This window comes from Pseudomonas sp. E1BtOHC1 (assembly GCF_058744285.1).
On the sequence record NZ_CP196023.1, the window covers coordinates 5,922,457 to 5,940,908 of the forward strand.

The 18,452-nt window shown below is 62.3% G+C and carries 13 protein-coding genes; 4 read left to right on the top strand and 9 right to left on the bottom strand.

Annotated elements, in window-relative coordinates; translation table 11 throughout:
• Positions 1-9 precede the first annotated feature (9 nt).
• The 6 genes from ACSSVC_RS26595 to ACSSVC_RS26620 form a co-directional block, all read right to left on the bottom strand.
• The gene (locus ACSSVC_RS26595; protein ID WP_404937461.1) at positions 10-2,469 is read right to left on the bottom strand and encodes an EAL domain-containing protein; all 2,460 of its coding nucleotides are present in this window, start codon (positions 2,467-2,469) and stop codon (positions 10-12) included.
• A gap of 207 nt (positions 2,470-2,676) precedes the next feature.
• The gene (locus tag ACSSVC_RS26600) at positions 2,677-4,497 is read right to left on the bottom strand and encodes an ABC transporter ATP-binding protein (RefSeq protein WP_346632207.1); all 1,821 of its coding nucleotides are present in this window, start codon (positions 4,495-4,497) and stop codon (positions 2,677-2,679) included.
• Positions 4,490-5,092 (bottom strand): DsbA family protein, encoded by a 603-nt coding sequence (locus ACSSVC_RS26605; RefSeq protein ID WP_346632561.1) that lies wholly within the window; start codon positions 5,090-5,092, stop codon positions 4,490-4,492. Before ACSSVC_RS26605 ends, ACSSVC_RS26600 begins: the two co-directional genes overlap by 8 nt.
• A 36-nt stretch (positions 5,093-5,128) precedes the next feature.
• Positions 5,129-6,070 (bottom strand): oxygen-dependent tRNA uridine(34) hydroxylase TrhO, encoded by a 942-nt coding sequence (gene trhO, locus ACSSVC_RS26610; protein WP_346632208.1) that lies wholly within the window; start codon positions 6,068-6,070, stop codon positions 5,129-5,131.
• Positions 6,071-6,172: 102 nt separating this feature from the next.
• Positions 6,173-6,472 carry a BolA family protein gene (locus ACSSVC_RS26615; RefSeq protein WP_346632209.1) on the bottom strand — a complete coding sequence of 100 codons (300 nt, stop codon included), beginning with the start codon at positions 6,470-6,472 and terminating at the stop codon, positions 6,173-6,175.
• 12 nt (positions 6,473-6,484) lie between these two features.
• Entirely contained in the window at positions 6,485-7,000 is a 516-nt protein-coding gene (locus tag ACSSVC_RS26620; RefSeq protein WP_042940787.1) for a DUF2059 domain-containing protein, read from the bottom strand.
• Positions 7,001-7,192: 192 nt separating this feature from the next.
• Between ACSSVC_RS26620 and ACSSVC_RS26625 the strand changes: the two genes are divergently transcribed.
• Complete coding sequence (locus ACSSVC_RS26625; RefSeq protein ID WP_492611685.1) at positions 7,193-8,587, top strand: class II fumarate hydratase; 1,395 nt, start codon at positions 7,193-7,195, stop codon at positions 8,585-8,587.
• Positions 8,588-8,659: 72 nt separating this feature from the next.
• Here the strand turns inward: ACSSVC_RS26625 and ACSSVC_RS26630 are convergent, their stop codons facing one another.
• From ACSSVC_RS26630 to pap, 3 genes are all read right to left on the bottom strand, one after another.
• Positions 8,660-9,619, bottom strand: a complete 960-nt coding sequence (locus ACSSVC_RS26630) for a DMT family transporter (RefSeq protein WP_346632211.1) — start codon at positions 9,617-9,619, stop codon at positions 8,660-8,662.
• A 159-nt stretch (positions 9,620-9,778) separates the two neighbouring features.
• Positions 9,779-10,963 carry a thiolase family protein gene (locus ACSSVC_RS26635; RefSeq protein WP_492611686.1) on the bottom strand — a complete coding sequence of 395 codons (1,185 nt, stop codon included), beginning with the start codon at positions 10,961-10,963 and terminating at the stop codon, positions 9,779-9,781.
• 102 nt (positions 10,964-11,065) lie between these two features.
• A complete protein-coding gene (gene pap, locus ACSSVC_RS26640) occupies positions 11,066-12,589 on the bottom strand; it encodes a polyphosphate:AMP phosphotransferase (protein ID WP_492611687.1) in 1,524 nt (507 codons plus the stop codon).
• Positions 12,590-12,737: 148 nt separating this feature from the next.
• On the opposite strand from pap, the gene mnmC reads away from it, so the two are divergent.
• The 3 genes from mnmC (at position 12,738) to ngg (ending at position 18,439) form a co-directional block, all read left to right on the top strand.
• Positions 12,738-14,714, top strand: a complete 1,977-nt coding sequence (gene mnmC, locus ACSSVC_RS26645; RefSeq protein ID WP_492611688.1) for a bifunctional tRNA (5-methylaminomethyl-2-thiouridine)(34)-methyltransferase MnmC2/FAD-dependent 5-carboxymethylaminomethyl-2-thiouridine(34) oxidoreductase MnmC1 — start codon at positions 12,738-12,740, stop codon at positions 14,712-14,714.
• 203 nt (positions 14,715-14,917) lie between these two features.
• Entirely contained in the window at positions 14,918-16,690 is a 1,773-nt protein-coding gene (locus tag ACSSVC_RS26650) for an N-acetylglutaminylglutamine amidotransferase (RefSeq protein WP_492611689.1), read from the top strand.
• Positions 16,691-16,693: 3 nt separating this feature from the next.
• The gene (ngg, locus tag ACSSVC_RS26655) at positions 16,694-18,439 is read left to right on the top strand and encodes an N-acetylglutaminylglutamine synthetase (RefSeq protein WP_346632216.1); all 1,746 of its coding nucleotides are present in this window, start codon (positions 16,694-16,696) and stop codon (positions 18,437-18,439) included.
• Positions 18,440-18,452 lie beyond the last annotated feature (13 nt).

An 18,452-nucleotide genomic window follows, 5' to 3' on the forward strand; every position in this document is an offset into this window, starting at 1 on the left:
AAAGAGGTTTCAACGGAACGTGCCGGGCGCCTTGAACAACAAAGGCTGTGGCCGCACGGGTCGACACTGCAGGCTGTCACAGGTAAACAATTGCGGGCGTTCAATAATGTAGCCTTGAGCATAATCCACGCCGATCTCAAGCAGGGCCTGCTCGATCTGCGGTGTTTCAACAAACTCGGCAATCGTGCGCTTACCCATGACATGCCCGATGTGGTTGATCACCTCGACCATGGCGCGGTTAATCGGGTCGTCCAGCATATCCTTTACGAAACTTCCATCGATCTTGAGGAAGTCTACAGGCAAATGTTTGAGATAAGCGAACGACGACATTCCCGCACAAAAGTCATCCAGGGAAAAATGGCAGCCCAAACCCTTGAGTTCATTTATAAAACGGATCGCACTGCCCAAATTGGCAATTGCGCTGGTTTCAGTAATTTCAAAACAGATCATCTTCGGCGGCACGCCATAGACAACGAACTGCTCTCGCAGGAAGTCGAGAAACTCGTCGTCGCCAATGGTGATGCCCGAGAGATTGATCGCACACATGGCCATCGGCCCTTCCCGGCCCTCGGCAATGCACTGAGCGATGATCTTGAAGACGTTCTGCACCACCCAGCGATCCAGGGAGGTCATCAGGCCGTAACGCTCCGCCGCAGGAATGAAGCTGTCCGGCAGGATCATCCGACCGGCCTCGTCGTGCAGACGCAGAAGAATCTCCACGTGGCCACCATCGTGCTCGGTACGACCTAGAGCGGTGATTTCCTGGGAATAGAGACAGAAGCGGTTTTCCTCAAGGGCCATATGCAGCCGCTGAACCCAGGCCATCTCGCCGAATCGCAGGGACAATTCCGAATCGTCGGCATGGTAGACCTGCACCCGGTTGCGACCTTTCTCCTTGGCCATGTAACAAGCCATATCCGCTGCCCGCAACGATGCCTCAAGCGTGGTGGGAGTCTGGGCGATATGCACCAGCCCAATGCTCACGGTGGTCACGAATGGCCGGCCCTTCCAGACGAAATGCAGGTTCTGCACCGTCTGGCGCAGCCCTTCGGCAATCTTCTCCGCGGCCTCCGGCGAGCAGTTCTCCAGGAGAATCCCGAACTCGTCCCCTCCCAATCGGGCCAGGGTGTCACCTTCGCGCAGCCCCGACTGCAGCAACGCACAGATGTGCCGCAGCAACTCATCCCCAGCAGCATGGCCACAGGTGTCGTTGACCAGCTTGAACTGGTCCAGATCCAGAAACATCAGCGCATGCCGGGCGGGCTGGCGGATCAGGCTGTGCAACGCCTGCTCCAGGCGGAATTCGAACTCCCGGCGATTGGCCAGACCGGTCAAGGCATCGTGGGTCGCCTGCCAGGATAGATTGGCGATGTACTGCCGCTCCTGGGTCATGTCGTGCAACACCAGTACCGTGCCACTGACCTTCCCGGCATTGCGGATCGGCGCCCCCACCAGAGTCACCGAAACCGTACTGCCATCCAGCCGCTGGATCAGCTTGGAATGCTCGCTGCCACCACTGAGCTGACCACTGAGGATGTGTTCGATCAGAGTGAAGCCGTCGGCCTGGGCGTTTTCGTCCAAGAGATTGAACAAGGCCGCCAGGGGCAGCCCCACCGCCTGCTCGGCCTTCCAGCGAGTCAGTTCTTCCGCCGCTGGGTTCATATAGGCAATGGCGCCCTCGACATCCGTGGTGATCACCCCGTCACCAATGGACTGCAAGGTGATCTGCGCGCGCTCCTTCTCCAGTTGCAACGCGTCGGCAAAGGCATGCCGTTGGGCCAGCAACTTGTGGGTGCGCAGCAACGCCAGGGCAATCAGGATCAGCGCCGTGGCCAGGTTGGTCACCAGCAACAGACGCAGGATGACCCGCGACCCCTCCCCCAAAGCATCGCTGAAAGCCTTTGCTGCGGGAGTGACGCCATCGTTGATGGCAAAGATCTGGCTCTTCCAGCGCTGCACATCGCCTTCACCGGCGCTGTTGCTGCTAATCCCCTGGTGCATCTCTCGGGCCACGGTATCGAGCTGCAGCAGGTAGCCGTCCCCCACAGTCCACAGATCGATGGCTTTTTCCAGGTAACTAAAATGACGGAAGTTGAGGTACAGCCAGATCAGGCTGGGGACGTCATCCGGGTGATTGCCCCCCTTGAGAATCCCCAGGCGCGCAGCCTCCAGGTCCGGCGGCTGGCGATCCAGGGCCACCCGCAGCTCATGCCCGCCCTGGGGTACGGCTATGGCGTTCTGGTACTTGAGGAAGGTGCCTTCGTCGCGGCTGTCGGCATACAGATTGAGGTAGTAGATGGCGTCTTTCTGGCCTTTGGACCACAGGCTCTCACCGGCAACATAGCCACGCACTGCCGACAGGACATACAGGCTGAGGCCGCCCAACAGCGCTTGAAATAACACCACGGCGATAAAGGGCCAGACGATGCCCAACAACCGCGGCGTTGCGAAAGTCCGCTTTTGCTTCATGAGGGTCCTTGCTTGCGCACTGCCAAATGAACACCCAGTAGTCCCGTCTCAGACAGCACAGATTAGGCTAATTTCCATGGATCCGACGCAGGCTGAGCAGCGTCCGGACCGAACCTTCACGGGGAAACGGCCGCTCTTTCACGCTGAAACGGTTATTCCACCAGGAAATTCAAGCACTAAACACAGAAACCCGGACAAAACTCAAGACTATCGAACCTGCTGCAAATGCCCGTATAGCTTGGCATAAAGACCACCATCGGCAATCAGCTGCTGATGGTCGCCATCTTCGGCAATCTGCCCGCCATCGAACACCAAAACCCGGTCAGCCTGTTTAACCGCCGAAAGGCGATGAGCAATGATCAGCGTAGTCCGCCCCCGCAGAAAACGCGTCAAGGCCTGATGCAGGTTGTACTCGGTGGCGGCGTCCAGGGCGGACGTGGCTTCGTCGAGAATCACCACCTTGGGTTCGGCCAGCACCATCCGCGCAATAGCCAGGCGCTGGCGCTGTCCACCGGAAAGGCGCACACCGGAACGCCCGACCACACTGTCCAGGCCCAGGGGCAGAGCCCTGACGGTGGGTTCCATCTGGGCAATTTCCAGGGCCTGCCAGCAAGCGCTGTCACTGCGCTCGCGGCCCATGGTCAGGTTGGCGCGAATCGTGTCGTTGAACAGCGCAGGATGCTGCAGCACCACCGCGACGTTATCCCGTACCGTCTCCAGGCCGATTTCCTGCTGAGTGGCACCGCCAAAGCGGATCACTCCGGTCTGCGGCGTATACAACCCCAGCAACAGCTGCACCAAAGTACTCTTGCCCCCGCCGCTGGCACCGACAATGGCCACTTTCTCGCCTGGGGCAATAGACAGGTTCAGGTTGTCCAGCACCCGCTCATCGCCATAACCGAAGCTCAGGCCGCGGACTTCGATGCCGACGGTTTCGCGCCCCTGGAACGGATCCACGCCACCGCTGTACTGCGGCTCATCGGCCCGCGCCAGCAACTCGTTGATCCGGGTCAGGGCCCCGCCCGCGGCGTAATAGGCGTATTGCAGATTCAGCAACTGTTCTACCGGGCCGATCATGAACCACAGGTAGCTGAACACCGCCAGCATCTGGCCGATGGACAGGTCGGAGAACAGCACTGTGAGCATTGCCGCCGCACGAAAAATGTCGATGCCGAACTGGAACAGCAAACCGCTGGCCCGGCCCGAGGCGTCGCTTTTCCACTGTGAGGCTACGGCGTAGTCCCGCACCTCCTCGGCACGCTGGCCCAAGCGTCCAAGAAAGTAGCCCTGGCGGTTGCCGGCGCGGATCTCCTGAATCGCCTCCAAGGTCTCGGTCAGGGCCTGGGTGAAGCGCGAAGTGCTGTCGTTTTCCAGCTTCTTCAGGTGTTTGACTCGCTTGCCCAGTTGCACCGTGGCAAAAATCACCAACGGGTTGAACAGCAGGATCAGCAGGGCCAGCTTCCAGTGCATCCACATCAGAATGCCGGCCGTGCCCACCAGGGTCAGCATGGCCACCAGGAATCGGCTCAGGGTTTCACCGACAAACTTGTCCACCGTGTCCAGGTCGGTGACCAGATGCGTGGTGACCGTGCCTCCCCCAAGGCTTTCGTACTCACCCAGGGAAATGCGCTTGAGCCGTTCAATCAGACGCACGCGGATCCGATAGACGATGTCCTTGGCCAAACCGGCAAACAACCGCGCCTGGACCACGTTGAACACCAGAGCGGAGCAACGCAGGATCAGGGTGACCAAAAGCATCAGCCCGATATAGCCCGCCGCACTTTGCCAGCCATCGGGCAGCAGGCGGTTCATCACTTGTAATGCGCCATCGCCATGGCCCAGCAGCACCTCGTCCACCAGCAACGGCAGCAACAACGGAATCGGCACACTGCACAGGGTCGCCAGCACGGCCACACCATTGGCGATCCACAGCGACTTTCTGTGTTGCAGGGCCAGACGACGGATTTCCCCCCAGCTCAGACGATCTACGTTTTTAGCGGGGGCGCTTGAATCGACCGGATCAGGCACAGGCGGCGCGCTCCAGCCAGCGTCCCAGCAACGGCGACAACTCGCTCAGCGGCTGATAGCCGTTGGTCAGCAAGGCCAACTGGCCGTTGCGCTCCGCCAGCAAGGTGGGAAATCCGGCAATTCCCAGGTCCTGGACCCAAGTGAAATCCGCCGCTGTGGCAGCATGCTGCTCGGCGCGGTCGAAGGCTTCGGCGAACTCGATCCGCGGAACCCCAGCCTGCTCCGCCAACTCCACCAGCACGCTGGCCAGGGTGACATCGCGGCCTTCGACATAAAACGCCCGCTGGATCAGCCCCAGCAGTTTCCAGGCACAGTCCGGAGCCAGGCTGCGGGCGGTGACGATGGCCCGACAAGCCGGCTCGGTGTCATAGACAAAGCCATCGGGCAAGGCTGCGTCGAAGGTAAACGGCTGGCCGGTGGCCTGATGGACCGCCTGCCAGTGTTCAAGGATGTAGCGCCGGGTATTGGGCTCCAGTGCCGCGCCGCTGCCGGTGCGCAAGCCGCCCACCACCAGATGCAACTCGACTCCGGCAGCCTGGGCCTGCTCTGCCAGGGCCTGGGCCACGGGCGCAAAGCCCCAGCACCATGAACACATCGGGTCCATCACATAGAGCAGGCGGGCAGACATGGCTCAAGCCTCGGAAGGTGATTGCTTGTAGTTGTAACCAATCGGGTGCGGCATGTTGCGGGCCTTGGCCAATTCGATCTGTTTCTGCCGATCGATGGCGCTGCGGCGAGTCTTCTCGCTCAGCTTGTCCCAGCAATGAGGACAACTGATCCCCGGCACATAGTGTTCGCTAGCCCGATCCTCGACGCTCACCGGAGTGCGGCAGGCATGACATTGATCGTAGTCGCCTTCGCTCAGGTCGTGGCGCACCGTGACCCGGTTATCGAATACGAAGCAGTCGCCCTGCCATTTGCTCTCTTGCTGCGGCACCTCTTCGAGGTACTTGAGGATCCCGCCCTTGAGGTGGAACACCTCGTCGAACCCTTCGCTGAGCATATAGCTCGATGCCTTCTCGCAACGGATGCCACCGGTGCAGAACATCGCCACCTTCTTGTGCTTGCTCGGGTCGAAGTGGGCTTTGATGTAATCGGGGAACTCGCGAAAGCTGGTGGTCTTGGGGTCGATGGCGCCTTCGAAGGTGCCGATGGACACTTCGTAATCGTTACGGGTGTCGATCAGCAGCACTTCGGGGTCGCTGATCAGGGCGTTCCAGTCCTGTGGCTCGACATAGGTCCCGACTTTCTTGTTGGGATCGACGCCGGGCACGCCCAAAGTAACGATCTCTTTCTTCAACTTGACCTTGGTGCGGTAGAACGGCTGCTCATCGCAATACGACTCTTTGTGATCGATATCGATCATGCGCGGATCGTTCTTCAGCCAGGCCAGCAGCCCGTCGATGCCTTCGCGGCTGCCGGATACCGTGCCGTTGATGCCTTCTTCAGCGATCAGCAGGGTGCCCTTGATGCCGTTGTCCAGCATGGCCTGCAGCAGGGGCTCGCGCAGGCTGACGTAATCTTCGAGGGTGACGAACTTGTACAGTGCCGCCACGACAATGGGTTGTGTCATGGGAAATCTCCAGGTGGCTACCCTCGTAAAGGGTGAACCGGATGCAAAAAAAAACGCGCCGGCATAAGCGGCGCGTTGCGGATTCTATCAAAAAAACCGCGATTAATGCTGACTGCCTCCGGCGCAGGTCGGCGAAGCCGGAGCCACACCGATCTTCGACCACTCCTCGGGCGTGTAAGTGTGCAGCGCCAACGCATGGAACTGGCCCATCAGCTCACCTAGGGTGGCGTAGACCTTCTGATGGCGCTTGACGCTGTTGAGGCCGGCGAACTGCTCGCTGACCAGTACCGCCTTGAAGTGGGTTTCCAGGCCACGGCTGTGCATGTGGCTTTCATCCAGCACTTGCAGGTGCTCGGGCTGCAATGCCCCGAGCGCCGACTCGATACGTTGTTGCATGGTCATTGCGGACTCCGCTTACTTCTTCTTCGCCGGTGCTGCCTTAGGCTCGAGCTCGGCGGTCATGTCGGCCAGCAGCTTGTTCACCACTGGTACCGCGCTTTCCAGCTTGGCCTGGGTCATCTGCGCCGATTGCTGAGTCAGCTGGGGCATTTTCTCCAGGACTTTCTTGCCCAGTGGCGACTGGTAGAACGCCACCAGGTCCTTGAGCTCGGATTCGCTGAAGTTGCTGGTGTAGAGCTTGACCATGTCCGGCTTCAGCTTGTTCCAGCCAATGGCCTGATCCAGGGCGGCATTGGCTTTGGCCTGGTAGGTTTCCAGCAGGGCACGTTTGGATTCCGGGGCTTTGGTCTGCTCAAAGCGCTGGGCGAACATTTGCTGAACTTGCATGTACACCGGAGTACCGAGCTTGTCCGCATGGGCCAGGGTCAGGAAGGCCTCGGCACTGGCGTTGTGGCTGGCGGTATCGGCAAGAACCTGGCCGCTGGCACACACCAGAACAACCGCGGTACAGATGGCACGAAAACGGGTCATCGAGTTTCCTATCTAGCAGGCGAGGTAAAACCCCAAGGGCGACCATTCTGCGCCTATTAATCCGCGTCCCTCAACCCCACCCCCTGACGCCCCCTGGTTTTGCCCGGGTGGCGGGCGGAAAAACCCCATTCACGGAACCCGAGCCGCAGATCAGGGCCTAAACTGGCCAGTCAGACTTGGAGGAATGCCACGATGAATCGAATCGAAACCGACAGCCTGGGTCAGGTTGAAGTCCCGGAAGAAGCCTATTGGGGCGCACAGACCCAACGTTCGCTGGTCAATTTCGCCATCGGCAACGAGCGCATGCCTCTATCCGTGCTGCATGCCCTGGCCCTGATCAAGAAAGCCGCCGCCCGAGTCAACGATCGCAACGGCGACGTGCCCGCCGACATCGCCCGCCTGATCGAACAGGCCGCCGACGAGGTGCTGGCCGGCGAGCATGATGACCAGTTCCCCCTGGTGGTGTGGCAGACCGGCAGCGGTACCCAGAGCAACATGAACGTCAACGAGGTGCTGGCCGGCCGGGCCAACGAGCTGGCGGGCAACCCCCGGGGCGGCAAATCCCCGGTGCACCCCAACGATCACGTCAATCGCTCGCAAAGCTCCAACGACTGCTTTCCCACCGCCATGCACATCGCTGCCGCCCAGGCCGTGCAGTTCCAGTTGCTGCCGGCGATCAGCGAACTGTCCGGAGGCCTGGCCGAACTGTCGGCCCGACACATGAAGCTGGTGAAAACCGGCCGCACCCACATGATGGATGCCACCCCGATCACCTTTGGCCAGGAAATTTCCGCCTTTATCGCCCAACTGGGATACGCCGAACGAGCCATCCGCAGCGCCTTGCCTGCGGTGTGCGAGTTGGCCCAGGGCGGCACCGCCGTGGGCACCGGACTGAACTCGCCCCACGGCTTCGGTGAGGCCATCGCCGCCGAACTGGCCGCCCTTTCCGGCCTGCCCTTCGTCACCGCCCCCAACAAGTTCGCCGCCCTGGCCGGCCACGAACCGCTGACCAATCTGTCCGGCGCGCTGAAAACCCTCGCCGTGTGCCTGATGAAAATCGCCAACGACCTGCGCCTGCTGGGCTCGGGACCGCGAGCGGGACTGGCGGAGGTCAAACTGCCGGCGAACGAACCGGGCAGCTCGATCATGCCCGGCAAGGTCAATCCAACCCAATGCGAAGCGCTGTCGATGCTGGCCTGTCAGGTGATGGGCAATGACGTGGCAATCGGCTTTGCCGCCAGCCAGGGCCATCTGCAGCTGAACGTGTTCAAACCGGTGATCATTCACAACCTGCTGCAATCGATCCGCCTGCTGGCCGATGGCTGCAGCAACTTCCAGCATCACTGCATCGCCGGACTAGAGCCCGATCCACTGCAGATGGCCGAGCACCTGGAACGAGGCCTGATGCTGGTGACCGCGCTCAATACCCACATCGGCTATGACAAGTCCGCCGAAATCGCCAAGAAGGCCTATGCCGAGAACCTGACCCTGCGCGAAGCCGCACTGGAGCTGGGCTACCTGACCGATGAGCAGTTCGACGCCTGGGTGCGACCGGAAAACATGCTGGAGGCAGGGAAACAGGGTTAGCGCGGCGTATTTTTCGCTGGCAAGCCAGCTCCTACCGCCACACTTCTGTAGGAGCTGGCTTGCCGGCGAAGCTCACCCCGCAGCGATCCGCTGCCGCCGGGCGCGCAACCCTGCCATCAACGACGGCCCCAACGCCGTCAGCGCCGAACCCAGTACCACCAGCAGCGCCCCGCCATAACCCAGGCCATTGATCTCCTCGGCGTGCACATACTCCGGCCAGACCCAGGCCGCCCAGGCCACCGCGGCAAAAGTCACCAAAGGCGTAATGGCCAGAGTCGCACTGACCCGCGACGCCTCCCAATGGGCCAGGGCTTCGGCAAAGGCGCCATAGGCGATCAGGGTATTCAGGCAACAGGCCAGCAACAGCCAGCCCTGCAACGGACTCAGCTCCAAGGCCTCCAACGGATGCACCCACGGGGTGAGCAACAGCGCGCAGAACAGGTAGATCACCATCATCACCTGCAATGAATTCCACACGCTCAACAACTGCTTCTGGCCCAGGGCATAAAAAGTCCAGACCGCCGAAGCCGCGAGAATGGTGAGAACGCCAGCGGTGTAGTCACTCAGGGAGGTCAACAGCTCGGTCAGTCGCTGATTGAAAAACAGCCCGAAACCGAGCAAGAGCACCAGCAGTCCCAGGCCTTGCCCCAGGCTGAAGCGTTCCTTGAACACAAAGACACTGGCGATCAGCAACAGGATCGGGCCCATCTGCACCACCAGTTGCGCAGTGCCCGGGCTCAGCAGGTTCAGGCCCATCAGGTACAACACATAGTTGCCCACCAGACCGCAGACCGAAATCGGCACCAGCCACACACCCTTGGGACCGAGCGCACGCCAGCGCGGCAAACGCCCCACCGCCGCCAGATAGAAAAACAGACAGCCGCCGGACACCAGCAGGCGAAACCAGGTCACGGTCACCGGGTCCATCACCAGCAGCACTTGCTTGAGCTTGATGGGCAGGATGCCCCACAACAACGCGGTCAATAAGGCGAGGAACAAGCCATAAACCCAACGACCGGACGAGACATGCATGCGAACCCCACAAAGCCTGACGAGCAAGGTTCACATTCTAGGCCCGGGCCAGGAGCCGACACAGAGACAGTTGGCAGCAAAGCGCAAACGCGATTGTGCAGGTCGTAAAAAGCACAAACCGTCCCCCGTAGGAGCCGGCTTGCCGGCGAAGCCCGAAACCTAGCGCACGGCTTCGAACAGCCCCGTCGCCCCCATCCCGCCCCCCACACACATGGTGACGATGCCGTACCGCAGGTTGCGCCGCTGCAACTCACGCACCAGATGCCCCACCTGACGGGAACCGGTCATGCCAAACGGGTGGCCAATGGCAATCGAGCCGCCATTGACGTTGTACTTGGCGTTATCGATCTCCAGCCGATCCCGGGCATACAGGCACTGGGACGCGAAGGCCTCGTTGAGTTCCCACAGGTCGATGTCATCCACCGTCAGGCCCTTGGCCTTGAGCAGCTTGGGCACCGAGAACACCGGGCCGATCCCCATTTCGTCCGGCTCGCAGCCGGCCACGGTAAAGCCGCGGAAAAACGCCTTGGGCTTGAGTCCCAGGGCCAGGGCCCGTTCCAGGCTCATCACCAGGGTCATCGAGGCACCATCGGACAGCTGCGAAGAGTTGCCCGCAGTCACCGAACCATCCTCGGCAAACACCGGCTTCAACGCCGCAAGGTTCTCCAGCGTGGTGTCGGGGCGGTTGCAGTCGTCACGATCCACCACGCCGTCAACCATCTGCACCTGCCCGGTGTTCTTGTCCTCGACCTTGTACTTGACCGTCATCGGTACGATCTCGTCGCTGAACAGGCCATCAGCCTGGGCCTGGGCGGTACGTTGCTGGCTTTGCAGGGAATAGAGATCCTGGGCCTCGCGGCTGACGTTGTAGCGCCGGGCTACCACTTCCGCGGTCTGGCCCATGGGGAAGTAGATGCCCGGCACCTGCTCCTTGAGCAGCGGGTTGATCAGGTTGTCGGTGTTGACGCTCTTCATCGTCAGGCTGATGGACTCGACGCCACCGGCGACGATGATGTCGCTGCAGCCGGAGGCGATCTGGTTGGCGGCGATGGCGATCGCCTGCAGGCCTGAAGAGCAGAAACGGTTGAGGGTCATGCCCGCAGTACCGGTGCCCAGCGCGGAGAGCACGGCGACATTACGACCGATGTTGAAACCCTGGGCGCCTTCATTGGAGCCGGCGCCAACGATACAGTCCTCGACACTGGCCGGGTCGATGCCGTTGCGGACGAGCAGCGCATTGACGCAGTGAGCCGCCATGTCATCCGGGCGGGTTTGATTGAACTTGCCCCGAAAGGACTTGGCCAGGCCAGTCCGTACGCTGTCGACGATCACCACTTCACGCATGACGCACCTCATTGTTGTTGTCGGCTGGAAGAGCATCGAGCATAGATCCCCCTCCTCTCCCACCGCGACAATCATTCACTGGGCGTATGCGCGACCATCGGCCTACTTCTTGTCCTTCTTCTGTTTCTTGTCGTGCTTGTCGGAGCGCTCGAAGGCCGCCTCCAGGGCCCGGTTGATGGTGCGCAGAACCTTGACCCGGGCCCAGCGCTTGTCGTTGGCCTCCACCAGGGTCCAGGGCGCCACTTCGGTGCTGGTGCGGTCCACCATGTCGCCGACGGCAGCGCGATAGTCACCCCACTTGTCGCGGTTGCGCCAATCGTCCTCGGTGATCTTGAAGCGCTTGAAGGGAATCGCCTCCCGTGCCTGGAAACGCTCCAGTTGTGTGTCCTTGTCGATGGCCAGCCAGAACTTCACCACGATCACCCGGGCATCGGCCAACTGCTCCTCGAAGTCGTTGATCTCGCTGTAGGCCCGCAGCCAGTCAGCGGGCTGGCAAAAGCCCTCGACCCGCTCCACCAGCACTCGGCCGTACCAGGAACGGTCGAAGATGGTGAACTTGCCGCGCGCCGGAATATGCCGCCAGAAGCGCCAGAGATAGGGCTGCGCACGCTCGTCTTCAGTGGGCGCGGCAATCGGCACGATGCTGTACTGGCGCGGGTCCAGTGCTGCCGCGACCCGGCGAATGGCGCCGCCCTTGCCGGCAGCGTCATTGCCCTCGAACACCGCCACCAGAGCGTGCTTGCGCATGCGCTTGTCCCGCAGCAAACCGGCCAGGCGTGCCTGCTCGGTAATCAACTGCTCTTCATAGTCGTCCTTGTCCAGGTGCTGGGTCATGTCCAGGCTGTCCAGCAGACTGAGCTGATCCACTGCCGACGGCAGCGGTGCGGCATTGACCTGGGCCGGTCTCAACGGCTGACGGTTCAAGGCATTTTGCAATCCTTCCAACAGAATCCGTCCCACGGTGAGGCTGCGGTAATGGGGGTCGACGCCCTCGATCACATGCCACGGCGCGTAGTCTCGACTGGTGCGGCGCAAGACCCGCTCGCCGTACTTGACGAATTTGTCGTAAGTGGCCGACTGCTGCCAATCCAGCGGGCTGATACGCCAGCTGTGCAGCGGGTCATCCTGCAGGGACTTGAGGCGGTCCTTCATCTGTTTCTTGGACAGGTGAAACCAGAACTTGAAGATCAGCGCGCCTTCATCGCAGAGCATCTTTTCCAGGCGTTCGGCGCCATTGATTGCCTGGTCCAGGCGCGGGTCCTTGATCTCGCCATGTACCCGGCTCTGGAGCATCTGGCTGTACCAGTTGCCGAAAAACACCCCCATGCGCCCCTTGGCCGGAAGCATCCGCCAGTAGCGCCAGGCCGGAGGCCGGGCCAGTTCTTCATCGGTTTGCTGGTCGAAGGTACGCACCTCGATCAGACGCGGGTCCATCCATTCGTTGAGCAGCTTGACCGTCTCGCCCTTGCCCGCGCCCTCGACGCCGTTGATCAGGACGATCACTGGAAACTTGGCCTTCTGACGTAGCTCGAACTGTGCTTCGAGCAAGGCCTCACGCAGGGCCGGCACCTCGGCGTCGTAGGTTTCTTTGTCGATGGCGTGACCGATTTCAGCGGATTCGAACATGAGCGGCTTCCTTCCAAGAATTGTCCAAGACTAGCGGATGGACCTCGGCCAAGGAAAACAAATCCCTGAACCCGCCGCAGCTTGCCGTGGATCAGGCACAGGGTCGGTGATCGGCTAGAATGGCCGCCTTGCGCCAAACGAGCCGAACATGACACCTGAACTGCCCCACGCCCAGCTCGACTGGGACGACCAAGGACGCCCGCGCTCGCGGGTCTTCGATGATGTGTACTTCTCCAGCGAATCGGGCCTGGACGAAACCCGTCATGTATTCATCGAACAGAACCGCCTGCGGGAGCGCTTTGCCGCGCTGAAGCCCGGCGAGAGATTTGTCATCGGTGAAACCGGCTTCGGCACCGGGCTGAATTTTCTCTGCGCCTGGCAGTTGTTCCAGGAGCAGGCGCCGGCCACCGCCCGGCTGCATTTCGTCAGCGTCGAAAAGTACCCCTTGAACCCTGCCGATCTGCAACGGGCTCTGGCCCTGTGGCCGGAACTGGCGAACCTGACACAGCAACTGCTCAAGCACTACATCGCCGTGCACCAGGGCTTCCAGCGCATCGCCCTGGAGGGCGGCCGGGTCATCCTGACCTTGCTGATCGGCGATGCCCTGGAGCAGTTACCGCAACTGGACGCCCAGATCGATGCCTGGTTTCTCGACGGCTTCGCCCCGGCAAAGAACCCCGACATGTGGACCCCGGAGCTGTTCGCGGAACTGGCGCGCCTGGCGGCGCCGGGCTCCACCATCAGCACCTTCACCAGCACCGGCTGGGTACGGCGCCTGTTGAACGGGGCCGGCTTCAAGATGAAGCGCACTCCGGGCATCGGCCACAAGTGGGAAGTGCTGCGGGGCGAGTTCCTCGGCTGGCCCGAAGACACCCCTCCGCCGGCCCGGACCAAGCCCTGGTTCGCACGCCCGCAGCCCCAGGCCAGGACCGCCCTGGTGATCGGCGGCGGACTGGCCGGTTGCGCCAGCGCCGCCAGCCTCGCCGCCCGCGGCTGGCAGGTGCAACTACTGGAGCGCCACGAACAACTGGCCCAGGAAGCCTCGGGCAATCCGCAAGGGGTGCTCTATCTCAAGCTCTCCGCCCACGGCACCGCGCTTTCGCAAATGATCCTCAGCGGTTTCGGCTACACCCGACGCCAGCTGGAACACCTGCAACGTGGCCTGGACTGGGATGGCTGCGGGGTCTTGCAACTGGCCTTCAACCCCAAGGAAACCGAGCGCCAGGCGCAGTTGGCCGCAGCCTTCCCCAGCGACTTGCTGCATGTGCTCGACCAGCCACGTGCCCAGGCCCTGGCCGGCATCGGCCTGGACCACGGCGGCCTGTTCTATCCCGAAGGTGGCTGGGTGCATCCGCCCGCCCTGTGCCAGTGGCAGGCCAAGCATTCGCAGATCCAGGTCCTGACTCACCAGGAAGTGCTGGAGTTGCGGCGGGTCGACCAGCAATGGCAAGCCTGGGATGGCGAACGGATGCTGGCCAGTGCGGCGGTGGTGATCCTCGCCGGTGCCGCCGAAATCAAACGCTTCCCGGCCAGCGCCGAATTGCCCCTCAAGCGCATCCGCGGGCAGATCACCCGCCTGCCACAAACCGAGCACAGCCAGCGCCTGGCCACCGTGGTCTGCGCTGAAGGCTATGTGGCCCCAGCGCGACAAGGGGAACACACCCTGGGCGCCAGCTTCGACTTCAAGAGCCAGGACCTGACGCCGACCACTGCCGAACATGCCGGTAACCTTGCGATGCTGCGGGAAATTTCCAGCGACCTGCTGCAACGCCTGAACGCCGAACAGTTGCCCCTGGACAGCCTGCAAGGCCGCGCAGCCTTCCGCTGTACCAGCCCGGACTACCTGCCCATCGTCGGTCCTCTGGCGGACCCGCAAGCGTTCGCCGAAACCTACGCCGCCCTGGGCAAGGACGCCCGTCAGGTGCCAGACCTGCCCTGTCCGTGGCTCGACGGCCTGTACATCAACAGTGGCCATGGCTCTCGCGGTTTGATCACCGCACCGTTGTCCGGCGAACTGCTGGCCGCCTGGCTGGAAAACGAACCGCTGCCGTTGCCCAGAAGCGTGGCCGAAGCCTGTCATCCAAACCGCTTTGCCCTGCGTCGCCTGATTCGCGGCAAGGCCTGATCCCGTGGGGCGGCCTTCATTCTTGAAGGCCGCCGATGGCCATTGGACAGCGTTCAGAATCACCTCTCGCCGCCCAATACCACTCGTCGGCTTATAACCGATCGGTCTAAAACTCCCGAGTTATGCACAGGTCAGTTTCCAGGTAGCCGTCGTTTTGGCGACTGCGGATTGACTCTCCCCAACGGAAAAACCGGTAAGGACTTATGTGCGGATTAGCTGGCGAATTACGCTTTGATCATCAACCTGCCGACCTGGCAGCGGTTGAACGAATCACTCACCACCTGGCCCCCCGTGGCCCCGACGCCTGGGGCTTTCACAGCCAGGGCCCGATCGCCCTGGGCCATCGACGGCTGAAAATCATGGACCTGTCGGATGGCTCGGCGCAGCCCATGATCGACAACCAGCTGGGGCTGTCCCTGGCCTTCAACGGCGCCATCTACAACTTCCCAGAATTGCGCGCCGAGCTGGAAGCCCAGGGATATGCCTTCCATTCCGGCGGCGACACCGAAGTGCTGCTCAAGGGCTATCACGCCTGGGGCACCGACCTGTTGCCCAAGCTCAACGGCATGTTCGCCTTCGCTATCTGGGAACGCGATGCCCAGCGCCTGTTCATCGCCCGCGACCGTCTCGGGGTCAAGCCTTTGTACCTGTCGCGTACCGGCCAGCGGTTGCGCTTCGCCTCGACCCTGCCGGCCTTGCTCAAGGGCGGCGATATCAACCCGATCCTCGACCCGGTGGCACTCAATCACTACCTGAACTTCCACGCCGTGGTCCCGGCACCGCGCACCTTGCTGGCGGGCATTGAAAAACTGCCGCCGGCCACCTGGATGCGTATCGAGGCAGACGGTCGCAGCGAACAACAGACTTGGTGGACCCTGCCTTACGGGCCCCACGCCGACGAGTGCAACCTGACCCTGGAAGACTGGCGCGACCGGGTGCTGGACAGCACCCGTGAAGCCGTGGCCATTCGGCAACGGGCGGCGGTGGACGTCGGTGTGCTGCTCTCTGGCGGTGTCGATTCCAGCCTGCTGGTAGGCCTGCTGCGGGAGGTGGGGGTGGACGATCTCTCGACCTTCTCCATCGGTTTCCAGGATGCCGGCGGCGAACGGGGCGACGAGTTCCAGTACTCGGACCTGATCGCCCAACACTACGGCACCCGACATCACCAATTGCGCATCGGCGAACACGAAATCATCGAGCAACTGCCCGCAGCGTTCCGTGCCATGAGTGAGCCGATGGTCAGCCACGACTGCATCGCTTTCTATCTGCTGTCCCGGGAAGTGGCCAAACACTGCAAGGTGGTGCAGAGCGGCCAGGGTGCCGACGAACTGTTCGCCGGCTATCACTGGTACCCGCAAGTGGACGGCGCCAGCGATCCCTATAGGGCGTATCGCGATGCCTTCTTCGACCGCAGCTACGACGACTATGCCGCCACCGTGCAACCCCAGTGGCTGACCGAGCATGACGCCGCCGGCGACTTCGTCCGCGAGCATTTCGCCCAGCCCGGCGCCAACGCGCCTGTGGATAAGGCCTTGCGCCTGGACAGTACGGTGATGCTGGTGGATGACCCGGTCAAGCGTGTGGATAACATGACCATGGCCTGGGGCCTGGAGGCGCGCACCCCCTTCCTCGACTACCGCCTGGTGGAGTTGTCGGCCCGGGTCCCGGCACGCTTCAAACTGCCGGACGGCGGCAAGCAGGTACTCAAGGAGGCCGCCCGCCTGGTGATCCCCAGCGAAGTGATCGATCGCAAAAAAGGCTACTTCCCGGTGCCGGGTCTGAAACACTTGCAGGGCGCTACCCTGAACTGGGTGCGTGAACTGCTGCTGGACCCGAGCCAGGATCGCGGCCTGTTCAACCCGGCCATGCTCGATCGCCTGCTGACCGATCCCCAGGGCCAGCTGACCCCCCTGCGCGGCTCCAAGCTGTGGCAATTGGCAGCCTTGAACCTGTGGCTCAGTGAACAAGGAATCTGACCGATGAAAGCTCACGCCACGGCTTACAGCCAACGTCTGCTGCGCGGCCAGGCGCCGTCCTATGAACGGCTGCAGGCACGCTTTGCCGAAGACGGCAGCGAACCCGGCAATGAACCCATCGCCGTGCATTGCGGCTGGGGCCGACTGCTGATCGGCCATACCTTTCCCAACCCCACCCGCCTTGCCGAGGAGTTGCTCAACGAGCGTCCCGGCGAGCGCGACATCGCCTTGTATGTGGCGGCGCCGCAACAGGTGCTCGGGCTGGAACCGACGCAGCTGTTCCTTGACCCTTCCGACACCCTGCGTCTGTGGTTCAGCGACTACCGCCAGGCCACCCGGGTGTTTCGCGGCTTCCGTATCCGCCGGGCCCAGAGCGAATCCGACTGGCAGGCGATCAATCAGCTGTATCAGGCACGGGCCATGCTGCCCATCGATCCGAAGCTCCTGACTCCGCGCCATCAGGGCGGTCCGGTGTACTGGCTGGCCGAGGACGAAGACAGCGGCGCGGTGATCGGCAGCGTCATGGGCTTGAACCACCACAAGGCCTACCAGGACCCGGAGCACGGCAGCAGCCTCTGGTGCCTGGCGGTGGACCCAGATTGCAGCCGCCCGGGTGTGGGCGAAGTGCTGGTGCGGCACCTGATCGAACACTTCATGAGCCGCGGCCTGAGCTACCTCGACCTGTCGGTGCTGCACGACAATCGCCAGGCCAAGAACCTCTACGCCAAGCTGGGTTTTCGCACCCTGTCGACCTTCGCCATCAAGCGCAAGAACGGCATCAACCAGCCGCTGTTTCTCGGCCCCGGCCCCCAGGCAGACTTCAACCCCTATGCCCGGATCATCGTCGAGGAGGCTCATCGCCGTGGTATCGACGTGCAAGTGGACGATGCCGACGCCGGCCTGTTCACCCTCAGCCACGGCGGCCGCCGGGTGCGTTGCCGGGAATCCCTGAGCGACCTGACCAGCGCCATCAGCATGAGCTTGTGCCAGGACAAGAGCCTGACTCACAAGGTGCTCAAGGGTGCCGGGCTGAACCTGCCCGCCCAGCAATTGGCGGGCAACGCCGACGACAACCTGGAGTTTCTCGACGAGCACCAGCGGGTGGTGGTCAAACCGTTGGATGGCGAGCAGGGACAAGGCGTGGCCGTGGACCTGAGTACCATCGAAGAGGTACAGCAAGCCATAGACAACGCCCGCCGCTTTGACAGCCGAGTGCTGCTGGAAAGCTTCCACGAGGGTCTGGACCTGCGCATCCTGGTGATCGGTTTTGAAGTGGCGGCCGCGGCCATCCGCCGTCCCGCCGAAATCATCGGCGACGGCCAGCATTCCATTGGTGCCTTGATCGAGGCCCGCAGCCGACGACGCCAGGCGGCCACCGGTGGCGAAAGCAAGATCCCTCTGGACAAGGAAACCCAGCGCACCTTGAATGCCGCCGGCTACGACTACAACAGCGTGCTGCCGGCCGGCGAACGGTTGTTCGTCCGGCGCACCGCCAACCTGCACACCGGCGGCACCCTGGAAGACGTCACTGGCATTCTCCATCCGACCCTGGCCGACGCGGCTGTCCGCGCGGCCCGGGCCCTGGACATTCCAGTGGTGGGTCTGGACCTGATGGTGCCGGCGGCGGATCAGCCCCAGTACGTGTTCATCGAAGCCAACGAGCGCGCCGGACTGGCCAACCATGAACCGCAACCCACTGCCGAACGTTTCATCGACCTGCTGTTTCCCCACAGCCAACCCGCGCCCTGATCCTTCGCCGGCC

Coding starts and splice junctions, on each gene's coding strand:
- ACSSVC_RS26595 (WP_404937461.1), bottom strand. CDS start 2,469: ATGAAGCAAAAGCGGACTTTCGCAACGCCGCGGTTGTTGGGCATCGTC.
- ACSSVC_RS26605 (WP_346632561.1), bottom strand. CDS start 5,092: ATGTGTTCATGGTGCTGGGGCTTTGCGCCCGTGGCCCAGGCCCTGGCA.
- trhO (WP_346632208.1), bottom strand. CDS start 6,070: ATGACACAACCCATTGTCGTGGCGGCACTGTACAAGTTCGTCACCCTC.
- ACSSVC_RS26615 (WP_346632209.1), bottom strand. CDS start 6,472: ATGACCATGCAACAACGTATCGAGTCGGCGCTCGGGGCATTGCAGCCC.
- ACSSVC_RS26620 (WP_042940787.1), bottom strand. CDS start 7,000: ATGACCCGTTTTCGTGCCATCTGTACCGCGGTTGTTCTGGTGTGTGCC.
- ACSSVC_RS26625 (WP_492611685.1), top strand. CDS start 7,193: ATGAATCGAATCGAAACCGACAGCCTGGGTCAGGTTGAAGTCCCGGAA.
- ACSSVC_RS26630 (WP_346632211.1), bottom strand. CDS start 9,619: ATGCATGTCTCGTCCGGTCGTTGGGTTTATGGCTTGTTCCTCGCCTTA.
- ACSSVC_RS26635 (WP_492611686.1), bottom strand. CDS start 10,963: ATGCGTGAAGTGGTGATCGTCGACAGCGTACGGACTGGCCTGGCCAAG.
- pap (WP_492611687.1), bottom strand. CDS start 12,589: ATGTTCGAATCCGCTGAAATCGGTCACGCCATCGACAAAGAAACCTAC.
- mnmC (WP_492611688.1), top strand. CDS start 12,738: ATGACACCTGAACTGCCCCACGCCCAGCTCGACTGGGACGACCAAGGA.
- ACSSVC_RS26650 (WP_492611689.1), top strand. CDS start 14,918: ATGTGCGGATTAGCTGGCGAATTACGCTTTGATCATCAACCTGCCGAC.
- ngg (WP_346632216.1), top strand. CDS start 16,694: ATGAAAGCTCACGCCACGGCTTACAGCCAACGTCTGCTGCGCGGCCAG.